General features: G+C 55.2%; 14 protein-coding genes. 7 read left to right on the top strand and 7 right to left on the bottom strand.

What is annotated here, in order from left to right; all coding sequences use genetic code 11:
• Positions 1-12: 12 nt before the first annotated feature.
• Positions 13-1,068 carry a carboxypeptidase regulatory-like domain-containing protein gene (locus tag AC6IZD_RS05655; protein WP_497786712.1) on the bottom strand — a complete coding sequence of 352 codons (1,056 nt, stop codon included), beginning with the start codon at positions 1,066-1,068 and terminating at the stop codon, positions 13-15.
• Positions 1,069-1,240: 172 nt separating this feature from the next.
• Between AC6IZD_RS05655 and aroA the strand changes: the two genes are divergently transcribed.
• On the top strand, positions 1,241-2,518 hold the full coding sequence (aroA, locus tag AC6IZD_RS05660) for a 3-phosphoshikimate 1-carboxyvinyltransferase (protein ID WP_497786713.1): 1,278 nt from the start codon (positions 1,241-1,243) through the stop codon (positions 2,516-2,518).
• A gap of 184 nt (positions 2,519-2,702) precedes the next feature.
• The gene (locus AC6IZD_RS05665; protein ID WP_497786714.1) at positions 2,703-3,290 is read left to right on the top strand and encodes a hypothetical protein; all 588 of its coding nucleotides are present in this window, start codon (positions 2,703-2,705) and stop codon (positions 3,288-3,290) included.
• A gap of 71 nt (positions 3,291-3,361) precedes the next feature.
• Here AC6IZD_RS05665 and AC6IZD_RS05670 read toward each other — a convergent pair whose 3' ends face one another.
• Positions 3,362-4,111 carry a hypothetical protein gene (locus AC6IZD_RS05670; protein WP_497786715.1) on the bottom strand — a complete coding sequence of 250 codons (750 nt, stop codon included), beginning with the start codon at positions 4,109-4,111 and terminating at the stop codon, positions 3,362-3,364.
• Positions 4,112-4,421: 310 nt separating this feature from the next.
• Between AC6IZD_RS05670 and eno the strand changes: the two genes are divergently transcribed.
• The 5 genes from eno to AC6IZD_RS05695 all read left to right on the top strand — a co-directional run bounded on the left by eno (position 4,422) and on the right by AC6IZD_RS05695 (position 10,500).
• Entirely contained in the window at positions 4,422-5,738 is a 1,317-nt protein-coding gene (eno, locus tag AC6IZD_RS05675) for a phosphopyruvate hydratase (protein ID WP_497786716.1), read from the top strand.
• A 98-nt stretch (positions 5,739-5,836) separates the two neighbouring features.
• Positions 5,837-6,157: a hypothetical protein gene (locus AC6IZD_RS05680; protein WP_497786717.1), complete on the top strand. Its 321-nt coding sequence runs from the start codon at positions 5,837-5,839 to the stop codon at positions 6,155-6,157.
• 6 nt (positions 6,158-6,163) lie between these two features.
• On the top strand, positions 6,164-6,430 hold the full coding sequence (locus AC6IZD_RS05685; protein WP_497787563.1) for a DUF2059 domain-containing protein: 267 nt from the start codon (positions 6,164-6,166) through the stop codon (positions 6,428-6,430).
• 57 nt (positions 6,431-6,487) lie between these two features.
• A complete protein-coding gene (gene gpmI / locus AC6IZD_RS05690; RefSeq protein ID WP_497786718.1) occupies positions 6,488-8,095 on the top strand; it encodes a 2,3-bisphosphoglycerate-independent phosphoglycerate mutase in 1,608 nt (535 codons plus the stop codon).
• 305 nt (positions 8,096-8,400) lie between these two features.
• On the top strand, positions 8,401-10,500 hold the full coding sequence (locus AC6IZD_RS05695; RefSeq protein WP_497786719.1) for a M13 family metallopeptidase: 2,100 nt from the start codon (positions 8,401-8,403) through the stop codon (positions 10,498-10,500).
• A gap of 66 nt (positions 10,501-10,566) precedes the next feature.
• Here AC6IZD_RS05695 and AC6IZD_RS05700 read toward each other — a convergent pair whose 3' ends face one another.
• The 5 genes from AC6IZD_RS05700 to AC6IZD_RS05720 form a co-directional block, all read right to left on the bottom strand.
• The gene (locus tag AC6IZD_RS05700) at positions 10,567-11,616 is read right to left on the bottom strand and encodes an inorganic phosphate transporter (RefSeq protein WP_497786720.1); all 1,050 of its coding nucleotides are present in this window, start codon (positions 11,614-11,616) and stop codon (positions 10,567-10,569) included.
• A 49-nt stretch (positions 11,617-11,665) separates the two neighbouring features.
• Positions 11,666-12,277 (bottom strand): DUF47 domain-containing protein, encoded by a 612-nt coding sequence (locus AC6IZD_RS05705; protein ID WP_497786721.1) that lies wholly within the window; start codon positions 12,275-12,277, stop codon positions 11,666-11,668.
• Between the two features lie 225 nt (positions 12,278-12,502).
• The gene (locus AC6IZD_RS05710) at positions 12,503-12,730 is read right to left on the bottom strand and encodes a hypothetical protein (RefSeq protein ID WP_497777302.1); all 228 of its coding nucleotides are present in this window, start codon (positions 12,728-12,730) and stop codon (positions 12,503-12,505) included.
• Between the two features lie 357 nt (positions 12,731-13,087).
• Positions 13,088-13,693: a ribosome biogenesis GTP-binding protein YihA/YsxC gene (gene yihA, locus AC6IZD_RS05715; RefSeq protein WP_497786722.1), complete on the bottom strand. Its 606-nt coding sequence runs from the start codon at positions 13,691-13,693 to the stop codon at positions 13,088-13,090.
• A 15-nt stretch (positions 13,694-13,708) separates the two neighbouring features.
• On the bottom strand, positions 13,709-15,367 hold the full coding sequence (locus AC6IZD_RS05720; RefSeq protein WP_497786723.1) for an NAD(P)/FAD-dependent oxidoreductase: 1,659 nt from the start codon (positions 15,365-15,367) through the stop codon (positions 13,709-13,711).
• Between the last annotated feature and the right edge of the window lie 4 nt (positions 15,368-15,371).

A 15,371-nucleotide genomic window follows, 5' to 3' on the forward strand; every position in this document is an offset into this window, starting at 1 on the left:
CAACTCCTCCCGCTACTTGCTTGCACTGATCGTGGGGGCCTGCATGCTGTCAATCAGTTTGTGTGCTGCGTTGGCGCCCCGGCCATTCGGATCTCGCGCCAAATACGCTTCCGCCTCCTGAGTCGCATTGGCATTCTGCGTGAGTCCAGCCAAAGCATAGGCGCGGACAAGATGCACTTCGGGCATTTGTTTTTCCGCTCCGCCCTGCATTTCCGAAACGCGATCGATGGCGCGGAGGGCGTCTGAGTACTGACCTTTACCGACGTTGGCCCGAGCGAGTTCGAAGTATATCTGCCACATATTGGGTGCGAGCCGCTCGGCCTGGTTCAAGATCAAAATCGATTGATCGAACTTTCCAAGGTTATTGAGCGAGGATCCTAGAACAATGTAGGACAGGGGATACTTGCTGTCGCAGTGTATGGCTTGCTCTAAGTCGGCTATGGCTGCGTCGTCTTTTCCTTCACCAGCCAGGAGCACACCTCTCAGGGTCAGAGCCTCGGCGAAATTTGGAAAGATTTTCAAGGCGGCGTTCGCCTTTCCAAGCGCACGATCACTCTTGCCTTTTGCCATCTCCTGCACCGCTTTTTCGTATTCCGCCCGAGCTTTGGATGGCACCTTGTACTGCGACACCGACACCGTCGAATTCTTGTCGGTCTTCACTTCGCTGTCAGCTTTGTTGGAAAGGCGTAGCTCGACTGTTGATGTGTGCAGCGTAGCGTCCACTCGCAGACGCTCACGTGCTTCGGACGTGCCCGATGTGGCAGCTACTTCATAGTCGCCAGGGGGAACGTTGTACAGTACGAAGGAACCACTCGCGTCGGTGGTAGCTCCGAGCATTCGACTTCCGCGCAAGTTATCGCGGATTTCAATGCTTGCGTTAGGAACGGCGTGGCCATCGAAGGTGCGCACCGTCCCGGAGATCGTGGCCATGCCGCTATCTCCGAAGGTCGGCTGTCCCTGAGATGACATACTTCTCTGGACATCGCCGGAATGCTGGGCCAGAGTTTGAGCTGGCAGGGAAATGCTGGAGATTAACAGGAACGCTGCGACGAGGCGAAAGAGCTGCATTGTTTCTTCCTTAAACTGAAAGACAGTTTTGGGGGCCCAGCCGCTGAATTCATGCGGTGAACATTGGAGAAGTGATGGATAGATGAAGTTGGCCTGTGTCAAGGCGGAAACAGCATTTATATTTCTTTGTACGCAGGCAACCCTAAACAGTGAAGTGCAGGAAAGGGCAAGGATGGACGTAAAAATCGGGGCAGCAAAACAGGTTCGTGGCAGTGTGAGGACCGCAGGCGACAAGTCAGTTTCGCATCGCTATGCCATGTTGGCGGGCATTGCCGAGGGCACTTCTGAATTCGAAAACTTCTCGAGTTCGGCTGACTGCGCAAGCACCCTTTCTTGCATGGAAGCGTTAGGCGCGCGCGTTCGCCGCGAAGGGAACCATGTTGAAGTGGATGGAGTCGGCGGCAATCTGTCGGCGCCGACGCGCACGCTAGACTGCGGAAACAGCGGCTCGACGATGCGCATGCTCAGCGGCATTTTGGCGGCTCAGCTATTTGAAAGCGTGATGATCGGAGATGCCTCCCTCAGCAAGCGCCCGATGCGGAGGGTGATCGAGCCTCTTCAGCAGATGGGAGCAAAGATTGACTCGCACGACGGATGTGCACCGTTGACCATACATGGGACTCGGCTGAAGTCTGTTACGTATGAGCCTCCTGTGGCGAGCGCACAAGTAAAGAGCTGCGTGCTGCTGGCTGGCCTTTTCGCCGATGGAGAGACAAGCGTGATCGAGAAGGTTCGGACACGCGATCACACAGAGTTGGCAGTGAAGGCATTCGGCGGAGAAGTTCAGCGGAATGGCGACCGAGTCAGCATTTGCGGAGGGCAGAAGTTAAAGTCAATCAAGGCCTACGTGCCAGGAGATTTGTCGTCTGTAACGTTTTTCCTCTGTGCTGCTGCGCTGTTTCCGGGCTCCAGTCTCGTGATTGATTCAGTGCTGCTGAACCCGACGCGTTCGGTTGTGCTGGATGTGCTCTCAGGTATGGGAGTGAAAGTGAACTTCCTGAAAATAGAGGATCAGTACGGAGAACTGATCGGCACAATGCAGGCCGAGGGTGGCGTGTTCAAAGGTGGCACGATCAGCGGCGCACAAAGCGCGGCACTGATTGATGAACTGCCCGCAATCGCGGCGATCGCTCCATATAGCACGGATGGTGTCGAAATTAGAGATGCGGCTGAGTTGCGTGTTAAGGAAAGCGACCGCATCAAGGCGGTCGTGCGGAACCTCCGCGCAATGGGCGCTGAAGTGGAAGAATTTGAAGATGGAATGCGCATTCCAGGTGGGCAGAAACTGCACGGAGCGAGGGTTGAAAGCTTTGACGATCATCGCATTGCTATGGCCTTCGCCATCACTGCGTTGCGTGCCCAAGGGGAGACAACAATAGGCGGAGCGGAAGCTGTTGCGGTTTCGTTCCCGGAGTTCTTTGAAGCTCTAAACGGCGTGGTAGAGCATTGAGAGCTGCGGAATACGCGGGGTTCATGACCTTCAGTATTTTTGAACGCAAGATTTGATAACGACGAAATAGCCCACCCCCGGTGAGCTTCGACCATCATATTCAGTCAGCATACCGCCTTATTTAAATTGCCCGGAAGCATATCTCCGGTGTGGGCGGATGGAAAGTTGATGGGGAGAGAGCATCATGAAACGCAAACTACTGGGGATGGCTCTGGCGTTGTGTGCGTTCGTTCCTGCGTCGTTCGCTCAACGCTTCGACAACAATAGCTCGACATACAATCACGCTGAAATTGGCGCTTTCTTCAATTACACGCGATTGCATCATGCGGCTGATACCAACTTCTATGGGCTTGGTGGCAGGCTCGGATTCAACGTGCATCCGAATGTGCAACTTGAGGCCGAGGGCGCCTATGATTTCGAGAAAAACGTTGACACGTCCTTCTCGACGTCAGGCGTTTCCGTTTCGAGAAGCCCGCTTCGCTTGGCACACTTCATGTTTGGTCCGAAGCTGCAGGTGGGCACCTCGGGACCAATCCGTGCGTTTGTGACCGCCAAGGGCGGACTGATCAACTTCTCGACGAGCAAAAGGTTGAGCAACCAGATCACAGGCATTCCGAATGGCGATACGAACGGAGTGTTCTATCCCGGTGGTGGACTAGAACTCTTTGCCGGATGGTTCGGCATGCGGTTTGAAATAGGCGATGAGATCTATTTCGATCGCGGGGCGAACAACAACCTGCGTGTCACGGCCGGACCTGTGATTCGCTTCTAATTTGCTGATAAGTCGGAGTTGTGAAGAGTCTGATACTTCTTTGTGAGTATCAGACTCTTTTTGCCTGAGCCCTATTGCATACCTGAGTGGCTGGATTGTAAAGAAGACGGGGCATCGAGTTCGAAGATCAGTTCGGTGCCGATGGGCAACGTGAGTTCTCGGTGCTTGACTACGATGTGTCCCGCGGCAACCAAAACACCGCTCGCGGTGCCGATCAGGAGACCTTCGGGACCTGCGATCACTCCACCCGCAATGGCTCCTACTCCGGTGAGCGATGCCGTTTCAATTTTGTTAAGCGGATTCGGCGAAGCTCCGCGTACGTTTCCTTCTTCGTCCACATCGAGTTGATCAGGGTGCGCTGTATCGACGACGGATGCGGTGAAGCTGAGTTCCTCGCCACTGGGCAGTTGCGTACCTCGAGCCTTGATGGTGATGGAAGGTTTTCCGGAAAATCGGCGTGCTCCATGGGCGTGCTCGACTCGGCAATTTACAACAGAGCCGGCGGGGAGAACTGTGTGGCCGTTTACGACAACCGGTGCCGTTAGGGTTCCTGTTATGGGCTCGCCAGGTTTGGCGCTTGCGGTGGAAACTGCGCGGTCAAGCTTCAGGCGGAGCACCGTCGCTACAGGGAGTACGGTGGCTTCAGTGGTACGTGGCTGAAGATCAGGATGCTGTCTCTCCGGGGCGATTGGAGATGGCTTTTCGGTTTGGACTTCGGTGGCAAGTGATGGATCAGCAGTGACGAACGAGGGATTAGACGCCTGCGCGAAGGCCGCGCTGGTCAGCGTGATCAGACAAAGCAGTCGGGGGAAACTGTTCATTTGACGAACTCCTGGGCAGCAGAAAAATCATCCCACGGCACGAGCGTAGAGCCCTGTTTGCTGGTTGCGCAACGCGATTGAACCAAGGCAGTTACGAGATAGGCTGGAAGTCCTGAGTTTTTGCCAAGACTGCGATGCCGCTTTTGATTTTCGAAACTCAGGGCTGGGTGCGGAGCGATGGCTTTCCGTGGAATATAATTCTTCTTGGTTTGGCGAACTACCTAAATCTCGCCTATACATCTGTGTCGCCGATTGTTAACTCAGTTGGCGGCAACCGCAATTATCTCCCGAAAAACAAGAAGAGGAATCTATGACCGAGATCGATCTGGTACATGCGCGCGAAGTACTCGATTCACGTGGCAATCCTACGGTGGAAGCCGAAGTTATTCTGAGCAGCGGAGCCAAGGGGCGTGCAATCGTTCCCAGCGGCGCTTCTACTGGCGAACACGAAGCTGTAGAACTGCGGGACGGAGATAAGTCACGCTATCTAGGCAAGGGCGTGCAGAAGGCAGTAGATAACGTAAACACCGTCATCGGTCCGCACATCGAAGGTCTGGACGCCACACGCCAGAGCGACCTCGATGCCGAGATGATCGAGCTGGACGGCACGGACAACAAGGAAAAGCTTGGCGCAAACGCCATCCTTGCCGTGAGCATGGCTGCTGCCCGTGCCGCTGCCGACCACTATGATCTGCCGCTGTATCGCTACCTCGGTGGCGTGAATGCGACGATTCTGCCGGTTCCGATGATGAACATCATCAACGGCGGCGCACACGCAGACTCCAATGTTGACTTCCAGGAATTCATGGCGATGCCAGTTGGCGCGCCGTCGTTCTCCGAAGCACTGCGCTGGGGCGCCGAGACCTTCCACGCGCTGAAGAATGTGCTGAAGCAGAGAGGGTACAACACCGCGGTAGGTGATGAAGGCGGATTCGCTCCTTCGCTGAAGGCGAACGAGGAAGCGATCGAAGTGATTCTTGAAGCGATCACGCAGGCCGGTTACAAGCCGGGCATCGACATCGCGATTGCTCTCGACCCGGCGTCGAGCGAGTTCTTCGACAACGGCAAGTACGTGTTCAAGAAGAGCGACAAGTCCACGAAGACCTCTGAAGAGATGGTGAAGTTCTGGTCTGACTGGGCGCGCCAGTATCCCATCGTTTCGATCGAAGACGGCTTGGCCGAGGATGACTGGGAAGGCTGGAAGCTGCTTACCGACGAATTGGGTGGCAAGATTCAGCTCGTGGGTGATGATTTGTTCGTCACGAACACTGCCCGCCTCGCGCGCGGCATTGACAGCGGCGTAGCCAACTCGATCCTGATCAAGGTCAACCAGATCGGTACCATCACGGAGACGCTCGAAGCTATCGAAATGGCACGGCGCAATGGTTACACGGCCGTCATGTCGCATCGTTCGGGTGAATCCGAAGACACCTTCATCGCAGATCTCGCAGTGGCGACCGGAACCGGCCAGATCAAGACTGGTTCGGCGAGCCGCACCGACCGTATCGCGAAGTACAACCAGTTGCTCCGCATTGAAGAGGAACTGGGATCGGGTGCCAACTTCCTGGGACTCGGAGCCCTCAACTACTCTGGCGAACTGCTGGAAAAGGCAGGCGAGCAGGAGTAAGTCATTTCGGACTCGCCGTGCACACGTGTGCGGCGAGTCCAGCAATGCTCATTTCCGCACAAGATTGCGAGTACGAACAGCTTCTCAGGAGAAGGTTGATGGGGCGTAGATTTGCATTTTTAACTCTGCTGTTCATGTTGGGTTGCGCGGTCGCGCAGTCGCAGACCGTGGCGCTGGACAGCACTCCGCCTTCACGCGCACAGGTGTTGAAGCTGATGTCGGCGATGGGCGTTCAGGAGAGCATCGATGCTTCGCTCAAGAGCACACAGGCGAAGCTGAAAATGTCTGCTCGCAATTCGTTTCAGAAGAAGAATCCAGATTCGGACGCGGCAACGCTAAAGAAGTTGGACGCTGTATTTGACTCCACACCGCTGTTCTCGTTTGAGTCGATCACCGACACTTTGGTTCCTGTTTATTAGAAGAACCTGAGCGCCGAAGACGTGCAGGCCGGGATCGATTTCTACAGTTCTCCATCCGGAAAGCGACTTCTAGAGAAGGTTCCTGTAATCATTCGTGAATCCAACGAGGCCGGCGGAAAACTAGTACAGCAGAAACTGAAGGCGTACAGCGACGAGCTAGAGAGAAAGTTGGAAGACTTCCAGGCCCAGGTGAACAAAGACAAGCCGAAGCTTTCTCAAAATTCCAAAGCCGCGGACGACAAATCATCGACAAAGGACAACGCGTCCAAGTAACCGAAGCGCTCAAGCAGAAGTGAATCGTGCGCTGTTGACGGGAGTGTTTGATAGATCATGGCTCGACCTAAACCGCTGGTTCTAATCATTCTAGATGGCTGGGGATACGCTCCGCCGTCGAAGACCAACGCCATTTCGCTGGCTCGCAAGCCAACCTACGACAAGCTGCTCCGTGAATTTCCAAACACGCTGGTTCATACCAGCGGACGTTTCGTCGGGCTTCCTACGGGGCAAATGGGCAATAGTGAAGTCGGGCATTTGAACATCGGAGCCGGGCGTGTGGTGTACATGGACATCACGCGAATCGACCTGATGATCGAGAACGGTGAGTTGTTCAAGCATCCGCAGCTGCTGGCGGCGATGAAGGAAGCGCAGAAGAACGGCCGCCGCTTGCACTTCATTGGATTGTTGAGCGATGGTGGCGTTCACTCGCACCAGAACCATCTGTATGCGTTGCTGCAGATGGCGAAGCAGAGTGGCGTGGAGCGCGCATTTGTCCATGCATTCCTCGACGGGCGCGATACTCCGCCGGATTCCGCTGCTGGATATCTTGAACAGCTACAGCAGAAGATGCGTGAGTATGGCGTTGGCAAGATTGCCAGTGTCAGCGGACGCTACTACGCGATGGACCGCGATAAGAAGTGGGATCGTGAGCACAAGGCTTTTGACGCGATGGTGCGCGGAAAGGCCGAGGGCGGAGCTACGGCGGATCCGGTGCAGGCCGTTAAGGAGTCGTATAACCGCGGCGTGTATGACGAATTCGTGGTGCCCTTTGTGTGCGTCGATGCGCAGCATGAGCCGGTAGGCACGATTCGCGATGAAGACGTTGTCATCAACTTCAATTTCCGGGCCGATCGCGCTCGCCAGATCACCCAGGTGCTGACGAGAGAGAGTGGCATTACTCCGCAGGCCGGACGCGACCTGCCGGATGCGGATCGCCTGGAAGCTGAGATTCCGTCTCATGAGCTGCCGAAGAACCTGCACTATCTCTGCATGACAGAGTATGACGCTCGTTTCAAAGTGCCTACGGTGATCGTGCCAGAGCGGTTGAATAACATTCTGGCCAACGTTATGGCCACGCAGAACATGCGAAATCTACGCGTGGCAGAGACCGAGAAGTATGCGCACGTGACGTTCTTCTTCAACGGCGGCGTAGAAAAGCCGTTCGCAGGTGAAGATCGCATTCTGGTGCAGTCTCCGAAGGTGGCTACCTACGACCTTAAGCCGGAGATGAGCGCAGCTGAGATCGCGCAGAAAGTGGTAAAGAACATCGAAGACAACACGTTCGACGTGATGGTCGTGAACTTCGCGAACGCGGACATGGTTGGTCACTCGGGCAAGATTGAACCAACGGTAAAGGCCGTCGAAACAGTAGACGCCTGCCTGGGTGAAATCTACGCGGCAATAAAGCGCAAGGGTGGCGCGATGCTGGTCACGGCCGATCACGGCAATGCGGAAGAGATGGTCGATCCGGCAACCGGAGGGCCGCTGACTTCGCATACCACGAATCCGGTGCCGTTCCTCTACGTCGCCGAGAATGCTGATCAGTTCACGCTGCGTCCGGATGGTGCCTTGCAGGATATTTCACCAACCGTGTTGGGTATTCTGGGCGTACAACTGCCGCCGGAGATGACTGGACGCGACATTCGAGTGAAGAAACAGTAAACGAGCAGAGAAGAAAACGAGGGGCCACGGCGCGAACTGCCGTGGCCTTTTTATGCGTGGAGAAACTTTGGACATCCTATTTGCACACTTACGTATCTTGGGCAGGGACTCCGAACCTGTTGGGTAAGCGTCGCGGATCTGAGCTGCTGCGCGGAACTTCCTGAGATATTGACGTCCCTCAACAAGGGGGCGAATTCACGGAACTCCTTGATATGCAAAAGCGTATCTGCTGGAGAGTCGAGTCACCGATGGGAGTAGAATCGGCTCTACTGCAATTTGAATCCTTAGAACGATCTGGAGTGCTCATGCAGAAAAATCTCAGCCGAATGGGGTGCCTGGTGCTTTTGGGTGCTAGCGCCTGTTTTGCGCAGTCGTCCGCAGCCAAGCCGAGCGCGGATAACCAGGCTGCTCCGAAGCTGGAGCGGTTTGACGCGTCAATGTTGGACAAATCGAAGGATCCTTGCGTCGATTTCTATCAGTACGCTTGCTCAAAGTGGCAGGCCGCACATCCGATTCCGAGTGACCTTCCGGCCGTGTCCACCGGCACTCCTCTGTACCTATGGAATCAGACAATCTTGCGCGAAACCCTTGAGAAGGCCGCTGCCAATTCGAAGGCCAAGGGTACTGAGCAACTTGTGGGTGACTACTACAAGAGCTGCATGGATCTTGATCTGCGCGCCAAAAAAGGGAAGCAGTGGCTGGCCGATGCGTTGAAGCCCGTCGATGGAATGAAGAGCAAGCAGGAGCTTCCCAAGCTCCTCGCGCGGTTGCACAAGGGCCTGATTCCGGCATGGGAAGGGGACGACAACCAGACGGGCACTGCGCTGATTGGATTCGGGCCGACGCAGGACCTTGAAGACTCGTCCAAGATGGTGGCAGGCTTTGATCAAGCTGGATTGTCGCTGCCCTCGCGCGAATACTACCTCGGAGATGACGAGAATTCGAAGAAGATTCGCGAGGAGTATAAGAAGCATCTCGTGCGCATGTTCAAGCTGGCTGGCGACGACGAAGCCAAGGCGCAGAAGGAAGCTGCGGCTGTGTTCGAGATTGAGAGCGCACTGGCAAAATCGCAGATGCCTGCCGTAGATCGTCGCGACCCCGTGAAGATCTATCACAAGCAGTCTCTAGCGCAGATCAGGGCCGCGATGCCGTCGTTCAATATCGACGAATACATACAGGCGATGAATCCTCCCACGCCGCCGTTCTACATCGTGACAACGCTTGAGTTCCTCCCTGCGCTGGATCAGCAGATCAAGACGCGGTCTCTGGATGAGCTGAAGTCGTACCTGCGCTGGTGGACGATTCGCGCCTCGGCCAACAAGACCACTCCCGAGATGGAGCAAGCGAATTTCGACTTCTTTGGAACCACCTTGCAGGGAACTCCGAAGATGCTCCCGCAGTGGCGTCGGTGCGTTGCGTCCGTAGACGCTCGGCTGGGCGAGGCGTTGGGACAGGAGTACGTCAAGGTCGCTTTCCCGCCGGAGAGCAAGGCCAAGGCTGTTGAACTGATGACCGGTATTCGCACCGCGCTGAAGCAGGACATTGGGCAGTTGGACTGGATGGCGGACCCGACGAAGAAGCAGGCAGTCGAGAAGCTGGACGCCATGATTCAGAAGATCGGGTATCCGGATACCTGGCGCGACTACTCTTCTGTGAAGGTCGTTCCTGATAACTACCTGGCGAATGTCGACTCGGCGAACGCGTTCGAGGTGCGGCGCCAGTTGAACAAGATCAACAAACCAGTGGACAAGATGGAGTGGGCGATGACTCCGCCAACCATCAACGCCTACAACGATCCGCAGAACAACACGATCAATTTCCCGGCGGGTATCCTGCAACTGCCGTTCTTCAATGCGAACCAGTCCGATGCAGCGAACTATGGCTCGATCGGAATGGTTATCGGGCACGAAATCACTCACGGCTTCGACGATCAGGGCAGGAAGTTTGATGCCAAGGGAAATCTGCACGACTGGTGGACTCCGGCGGATGCAAAAGCCTATGACGAGCGTGGAAACTGCATTGCTTCGGAATACACCCACGACGTGCCAGAACTCGGGACCAAGACTAACGGCAAGCTGACGCAGGGCGAGGACACGGCTGACAATGGCGGAATCCATTTGGCGATGATGGCCTTGGAGAACCTGTACAAGTCACGTGGCAAGTCGCTCGACACGCCAGAGGAAGACGGCCTCACCGCACGGCAGCGGTTCTACGCAAGCTATGCGTTTAGCTGGTGCGAAACTGCTCGTCCGGATATCGAACGTATGCAGATCACGACCAATCCGCATTCGCTCGCACGTTACAGGGTGAACCTACCGCTGAGCAATCAGCCGGATTTCGCCAAGGCGTACGGTTGTCAAAAAGGGAAGCCGATGGCAAGGGAGAATGCCTGCCACGTGTGGTAAGGCGTTACACCGCGGTCGAAAAGGGGAGCCCTCGCGGCTCCCCTTCTTTATTGCAAATACAAAAGGCTAAGCTGCCGGATTCACGAGGTAGATCAGGTAGAAGAATATTGCGGCAACCAAGGCCGAAGCCGGAATTGTAAGAACCCAAGCCCACACGATTCGGGTAGCAACTCCCCAACGAACTGCCGAAAGTCGCTGCGTAGTTCCTACACCAACGATCGCTCCAGTAATGGTGTGAGTGGTGGAGACGGGGATTCCGAGGATAGCAGTGGTGAAGAGCGTAACGGCACCAGCACTTTCGGCGCAAAATCCACCAACAGGCTTGAGTTTGGTGATCTTGCTGCCCATCGTATGAACAATCTTCCATCCGCCAAAGTAGGTGCCTGCGGCAATCGCTCCGTTGGCCATTATGATGATTGGCCAGTGCAGGCGTCCCCAGTCGTGGGTGACGTCGTACTGAGACATGTAGTGAGCGGAGTAAAGAGCCCCGGCGATGATTCCCATTGTCTTCTGCGCGTCATTGCCGCCATGCCCAAGCGAATAAGAAGCGGCTGAGAGTAACTGGAGCTTGCGGAACAGGGTATCGACCTGCCTTGGAGACTTGCTGCGGAATATCCAGGAGACCAGGACCATCAGGAGAAAGCCAACAACAAGACCGACAATTGGCGAGATGAAGATGAAGCTGATCGTCCGAATCCAGCCCTTTGTGATGAGAATGGCAGGAGCCGCATGCCAGCCGGACAGCAGGGCAGTGCGGCAGATCGCCGCTCCCGCATACGCACCAATCAGCGCGTGAGAGGATGATGTCGGAAGTCCCCACCACCAAGTGAGAAGGTCCCACACAATGGCACCAAGCAGGCCGGTGAGAACGACGTACTGGGTGACGGCGCTGATATGAATCATGCCACCGTAAATCGTCTTCGCGACTGCGATGCCAAAGATAAAGGCGGCAATGAAGTTGAAGGCTGCCGCCCAGATTACCGCCAATCTTGGAGAGAGAACTCGTGTAGAAACGACGGTAGCAATGCTGTTAGCTGCGTCGTGAAATCCATTAATAAAATCAAACGACAGAGCCACAAAACAGGTGAAAACTAGCAGTAATAATCCAGTATCCAAGACGTACCTCTAGCGGAGGCGCTGCCCCATCCGCGATGTGAGCCGTTACTCAGGCGCTCTTGAGTACCACGGTTTCCAGCACGTTCGCTGCGTCCTCGGCCTTGTCTGTGGCCATTTCCAAAACTTCGAGCAGCTCCTTGTGCTTGATGAGCTGAATAGGGTCCGTTTCGGTTTCAAAGAGCCGGCCAATGGCTGCACGGCTGACGCCGTCGGCCTCGTTCTCGAGGCGATTTACTTCGACGCAGTATTCAATCAGAGCATCGCCTTTTTCAATGAGAGCTACGGCCTTGGCGAGTTCCTCGGCTTGGCGCAGGATGATGGTCGCCAGTTCGGCTGCGGCTGCGGGAGGATTGTGAATCTTGTACGTCGTGAGACGATCGGCGGCGGCGTTGATGTAGTCGAGCACGTCATCAAGAGAGCTGGCCAGAAGATGAATGTCTTCACGGTCAAAGGGAGTGATAAAGGACGAGTTCAACTTGACGAAAACAGCGTGGGCGATATCGTCGCCCTTGTGCTCGGTGCCCTTGATCTTCTGGACTCCGGCTGAAACGTCCTGATAATTATTGAGCAGATCCCGAAGCTGGCGAGCACCGGTAGTTAAGTTGTTCGCCATATCGGCAAAGAGATCGAAGAACTTAGTTTCGCGCGGGATTAAGCGCATAGCTGAGGAGAAATCTCCTATGGACTGGTAGTCGGTCTAAGACTGGCCCTGCCCAGAGTTGGTAGCACTGGATTTATCGCAATGTAACAATTGAATATCGCACTCTAGGTCTATGCCCGTCAATCGAGAGAGCAGCGAATGGATGCGAATGAGGACTGGAAGTCCTGTGCTGAAATGCAAAAGGCCGCTAGGTCAGCGGCCTTATTTCCGTCTTAATTCCCCACATTACAGGGTTGACTCGATTTCGAAACCCCAAGCTTCAAGGAGTGGCTCAGGAATATACTTCGAGTTCTTATTTCTGCGCGCCCACTCACGAAGGCGAGTGGAGCGGAGGTACTGGTCCGGAGTGAGCTTAAACTCCCGGACGACCTGCTCGAATTCGGTGATGGTGGGGGTTACGGGGCCGATTGGTTCGGGTTTGCCCCAGTTGGGATTGCCTCTTCTCTTTGCCATGGAGTTGTCTTTACCTCTGCGATGAAATTGAAGCGTCCGGGAGAGCGAAACAACAGCCCAAAGTTCAATGTTGCACGTGCTGGATTCGATCTGGGCACTTCCGGCTTTCAGATGGGCAGATCGTTTTCTGATATCAAACGATTCTGCTTAGTGCGCCGCCTGATATCTACCCGGGCCATATCAAGATCGATAGGACATAGTACGAGGATATGATACTACAATTTCGCGGCGTGGATCCAGATGTTCGAGGTCAGTATTCGATTTCTGAACCGCAAAGAAGTAAGTGCAAGTCAGTCAATGACTTGTAAAATCGACCTTCGGCAGCTTGGGAATTCAGAATACGTTGTGCAAGCGAAACTAGGCAGTCTCACCGCTGACCTTGAGTCCGCTTTCCCGAAGCCGCTTCCACAGTTCGTCCTGCCCCATTCCAGTTTTCGCTGAATAGGGAAGCACAGAATCGACACCGTGTGCCTGCTTCAGCGCATTGAGCGAGGCTTGCAGGCGTGTGCCTACACGGTCGGCCTTCGTTGCAACCACCAGCATGGGACGATTTGTCTGCCGCAGGTAGTCGATCATGTGCGTGTCTGACGATTGCGGCGGGATGTTTGCGTCCACCAGGCAGAGGCAGAGGCTCAGGCAGGATCGCTCAGCAAGGTACGGCTCGATAAACTCCGGCCAGGTGCGCGTAATCGCTCTCGGAACCCGAGCGTAGCCGTATCCCGGAAGATCGGCAAAGACGAGTTCCGGCCTCGGACGACCCGGCCACCGAATCTCGAAAAAGTTGATGGTCTGAGTGCGTCCGGGAGTGTTACTGGTTTTCGCGAGCTTGGCGCTTACCAGCGAATTGATGAGGCTGGATTTCCCAACGTTTGAGCGGCCGAGAAAAGCAATTTCCGGAAGATCGGGCGCGGGAAAGTGCTCTGGCGCGGCCGCTGACAACATAAATCTCGCAAGAACCTTCATCCTACTATCATAATCTTAAATCCCACTCGTTGAATCAATAGCGCTTTCAGGAGCAGGTTCGTGCACCGGTTGGTGAGGACGAACAATGTCCTTGCTGCGGTCAGGAGTCGATTTTTCTTCGTGATACTCGGCCTCGGTATTTACGGCCCAGATATTGGACTGATCGAGTCGTCCACTCAGGATGTTATCCACCGCAGTCATAGCCGTCAGCATGGAGTGATCCTGATTGTTGTACTTGTGCATGCCGTTGCGGCCTACAAGAAACAGGTTCTGGTAGCGGAGCAGGTAATCGCGAAGGTCATCGAAGCGCTCATAAGTCCCGAAGTATGCCGGGTAGGTCTTCGGCATGCGGAGAACGGTCGCATCGAGCACGTCAGCCTGGTTGATGATACCGATGGTAGCGAGTTCGCGGCTGGCGAGTGCGGCCATGTCCTTCTCGGGCATCGTCCAAAGATCATCAGTCTGGTAGCAGAAGTATTCCACCCCGATCCATACCGTGTTGGGATCGCGCACGAGATACGGACTCCAGTTGTTGAAGATTTGCAGACGACCCGCACTCACCTCGGGCTCCTGAATGTAAATCCAGTTGTCTTTGATGAGCGTGTTCGGAGTTGTCGGGTCCTTCACCACAAGCTTGTTCACAAGCAAGCCAACAGTGACGAAATCGCGATATTGGAGACCGTCGCTGATTTCTTTGATACTTGCCGGAGCGGGTTCACTGAGCGAGTGAACCAGTTCTTTGATCGGCATGGTCGAGAAGAAATAGTCGCCTTTGAATGTCTGCTTGTTTCCTGCGGCGTCCGTGCCGGAAATGCTGACAACTCGATCGCCGTCGACCTGAATGCTGTCCACTTGGAATTCCGTTTGAATGACGCCGCCCATGGCGTTCACCTTGCGAGCGACGATTTCCCAAAGCTGACCTGGGCCAAGCCGCGGATACATGAACTGCTCGATGAGCGAAGTCTCAACTTCCTTCTGCCGAAGGTCCTGCTTGGGCTTGAACAGCTTACGAAGATGATGCGCGATGGTCTTCGTGATTGAGAGGCCCTTCACACGCTGTGCGCCCCACTCCGCGCTTATCTGATCGCAGGGAACACCCCAGACCTTTTCGGTATAAGAGCGGAAGAATGTGCGATAGAGCTCTCCGCCGAAACGGCTGATAAAAAACTGCTCGAGATTTTCGATACGCTTTGGTGGGAACAGCGAGTTCCATACGTAGCTGAACCCAATCCGAATTACCCGCACAAGGCCAAGGTTGCGAAGTGTCTGCGCGCTGAGTTGGATCGGGTACTCGAAAAACTTGCGCAGGAAGTAAATGCGCGATTTGCGCTCGCGCAGCAGCATCGTTTCGTCGCCAGAGCCGACGGGGGTATCAGCAGGCAGGGAGCGTTGCTTGTTCTGATACTGAATGACCTGCTCGCCTGCGTTCGTGGCGCCGTTCGCATCGAGCGGCATGTGCTCGAGCCACCAGTTCATGACGCGGTCGCTCTTGGAGAAGAAGCGATGGCCACCGATGTCGATACGGTTCCCCTTGTACTCGACGGTGCGGGAAATGCCGCCCATATACGTGCTCTTTTCAAGCACGATCGGCTGGATGTCGGATCGGGTTAGCAGTTCGTACGCGGCGGTGAGTCCTGCCGGGCCGGCGCCGATGATGATGGCAGTTTTCTTCATTTTG

The organism is Koromonas humicola (genome assembly GCF_059726255.1).

What these genes read in the sequence shown, in the direction of transcription:
- gpmI (WP_497786718.1), top strand. Translation starts at nt 6,488, where the DNA reads ATGGCTCGACCTAAACCGCTGGTTCTAATCATTCTAGATGGCTGGGGA.
- AC6IZD_RS05705 (WP_497786721.1), bottom strand. Translation starts at nt 12,277, where the DNA reads ATGCGCTTAATCCCGCGCGAAACTAAGTTCTTCGATCTCTTTGCCGAT.
- yihA (WP_497786722.1), bottom strand. Translation starts at nt 13,693, where the DNA reads ATGAAGGTTCTTGCGAGATTTATGTTGTCAGCGGCCGCGCCAGAGCAC.
- aroA (WP_497786713.1), top strand. Translation starts at nt 1,241, where the DNA reads ATGGACGTAAAAATCGGGGCAGCAAAACAGGTTCGTGGCAGTGTGAGG.
- AC6IZD_RS05720 (WP_497786723.1), bottom strand. Translation starts at nt 15,367, where the DNA reads ATGAAGAAAACTGCCATCATCATCGGCGCCGGCCCGGCAGGACTCACC.
- AC6IZD_RS05665 (WP_497786714.1), top strand. Translation starts at nt 2,703, where the DNA reads ATGAAACGCAAACTACTGGGGATGGCTCTGGCGTTGTGTGCGTTCGTT.
- AC6IZD_RS05695 (WP_497786719.1), top strand. Translation starts at nt 8,401, where the DNA reads ATGCAGAAAAATCTCAGCCGAATGGGGTGCCTGGTGCTTTTGGGTGCT.
- AC6IZD_RS05670 (WP_497786715.1), bottom strand. Translation starts at nt 4,111, where the DNA reads ATGAACAGTTTCCCCCGACTGCTTTGTCTGATCACGCTGACCAGCGCG.
- AC6IZD_RS05710 (WP_497777302.1), bottom strand. Translation starts at nt 12,730, where the DNA reads ATGGCAAAGAGAAGAGGCAATCCCAACTGGGGCAAACCCGAACCAATC.
- AC6IZD_RS05680 (WP_497786717.1), top strand. Translation starts at nt 5,837, where the DNA reads ATGGGGCGTAGATTTGCATTTTTAACTCTGCTGTTCATGTTGGGTTGC.
- eno (WP_497786716.1), top strand. Translation starts at nt 4,422, where the DNA reads ATGACCGAGATCGATCTGGTACATGCGCGCGAAGTACTCGATTCACGT.
- AC6IZD_RS05655 (WP_497786712.1), bottom strand. Translation starts at nt 1,068, where the DNA reads ATGCAGCTCTTTCGCCTCGTCGCAGCGTTCCTGTTAATCTCCAGCATT.